This is a genomic window from Microbacterium sp. Bi128, from assembly GCF_918698205.1.
Genome location: NZ_CAKKMM010000988.1, coordinates 1 through 1,918, shown reverse-complemented (window position 1 = coordinate 1,918; position 1,918 = coordinate 1). Strand labels below are relative to the sequence as shown.

The following is a 1,918-nucleotide window of genomic DNA, read 5'->3' as shown; positions in this document are numbered from 1 at the left end:
GGGTGCGTCGGTCCAGAGGATGGGGGTCGTTCCACCGTTCAGCGAACACTGCCAGCACATCTGCCACCACGGGGCCGCGCAGTTCGAGGGCGGCATCGTGCCACGGCGGTCGTTTCCCGTACCGGGAATCCATGCTCACGGCTTGCGGGTCGCCCGCGTGGTCGGCATCGTCTCGACGGCTGTGGGAAAGGTCGATCCCGCCAACGAACGCGACATCCCGCGACGGGTTGTCACGACGGCGGATGACGAAGATTTTTTGGTGATGGGAGCCAAACAGGCGTACACGCTGATCCAGCAGCACCTCTCCGCCCGCGTCGTTGACCTGACGGCTTAGGAGCTCATTGGATCGGCCGCTGATCGGGGCCGACACGCGCTCTCCATGGGATCTCCAGACAAGGCCCCGCACTTCCACTCCCTCACGGGCCAAGTCAGCGAGCACCTCGCCGATAGACGGTCCGTCCGCCAGCAGCCGCTCGTCGGCGTCGCCACGCCAGTCGGTGAACCACACGCGGTCCCCGGCCTGCAGAGCCGTCAACTCCTCATGCAGCCGGGCGAAGTAGGTCGCTCCATGAATCAGGGGCCGCACAAGATTGCCCTCCGACCACGGCGGCGATCCGGCACCGCCCGCGTGTACGTCTGTGGCCAAATTCCCCCGCTCAGCGCGGCTCAGAAACCACGTACCAGCATCACTGTCCACTCAGTCCTTCTTTCGGCGCCCGAGCCCAGGGCACTAGTGTCCGGTCTTCAACGTAGCGACTGTGCTGCCTAATGTCACCGACCGGGTCAAAGGCGCCGGTATCAGAGGACCCGTGGAACACCCGCTCCTGTCGGGCGCCAACTTGAACTGATACTCAGGGATTGCTCGTAAGGAAGGCGGCGCAGCACAGGATCAAGGCCGCTCTCCGGCCCTACCGGGATGACGCTGGACGGCCTATCGTGGTCCTGACACAGCCCGAGGGAAAGGAACGACGATGTTCACCCTGCAGATTAGCTATCCGGTCCGGGATTACGAGGCCTTTAAGAAGGTCTTCGACAGCGATCCTGCAGGCCGAGCCGCCTCCGGCGCCCGGTCTGTCCGCCTGTTAAGGGATACGGAGGACCAGAACAGCGTGGCCGTGCTCCTTGACTTCGACACCAGGGACGCCGCGACCGGCTTTCTGGATAAGTTGCGCAGCCAGGTGTGGGACAAACCCGGGGTGATCGGGCATCTAATGACGGCAGCGCCGACAGCCAGGATTCTGGAAGAAGTGGCCCGCGAGGGCCAGGGCGCGGGCTGACCGCTGAGAATCATGCTGGACTCGCGGTGGCACAAGAAACCGCTGCATCCCGTGGGTGCCAATGTTGGCTCTCGGGCAGGTTTGGGTGCTATGAGAGCGTCGAGTTCAAAGTCCACGTAATGCCCGCATGGAGCCCGCGTCATGCCTACCGGGAGTATGAGGAACCCGAGGCCGTCCGTTCCAGTAGTCCGAAGTCGATAATGTAGCGGCGCAGCATGACGACGTCATCGGTATAACTGAGCAGTCGTTCATTAACCTGCTTTTCCGTTAGGTGTTCGCCAGGCTCAAAGGCTTCGCTGACGATCCAGGCCAGGAGCTCCCGCCGTTCCGTCATGTTGGCTGGATACCTCTCGATCCGCCCCAAGCGCATGAAGCGGGCCAATCCGGTCTGCGGTTGTCGCCGGGGTTGCTGTGTGAGGAGGTCGCGGAAGATCGCCTCGGGTGCCTCAAGGTCACTGGCGGCATTGCTTTCCACGAGTCCTGACTCAAGGAGGGCAGCGATGGCCCGGTTTCGCCGGTGGTCATTCAGGTCAGCAAGCACGTCGGGGAGCTTGGCGCCGAGCACTATTTGCGCGTAGGCGGTCCGAGCGTCCGTGTTAGCGAGGGCTGCCACTACACGCCGCCAGTGCGGTCCACTCACC

The 1,918-nt window shown here is 63.5% G+C and carries 2 protein-coding genes and 1 pseudogene; 1 reads left to right on the top strand and 2 read right to left on the bottom strand.

Features of this window, described 5'->3' with window-relative positions:
* Window positions 1–697, bottom strand: a pseudogene (locus LQV45_RS28890) (phospholipase); the annotation flags it as partial.
* A gap of 274 nt (window positions 698–971) precedes the next feature.
* On the opposite strand from LQV45_RS28890, the gene LQV45_RS28885 reads away from it, so the two are divergent.
* Window positions 972–1,277, top strand: coding sequence for a hypothetical protein (locus tag LQV45_RS28885; RefSeq protein WP_230010454.1), 306 nt, complete (start codon window positions 972–974; stop codon window positions 1,275–1,277).
* A gap of 145 nt (window positions 1,278–1,422) precedes the next feature.
* On the opposite strand, the gene LQV45_RS28880 is transcribed toward LQV45_RS28885, so the two are convergent.
* The gene (locus tag LQV45_RS28880) at window positions 1,423–1,917 is read right to left on the bottom strand and encodes a DUF2087 domain-containing protein (protein WP_230010452.1); all 495 of its coding nucleotides are present in this window, start codon (window positions 1,915–1,917) and stop codon (window positions 1,423–1,425) included.
* Window position 1,918 lies beyond the last annotated feature (1 nt).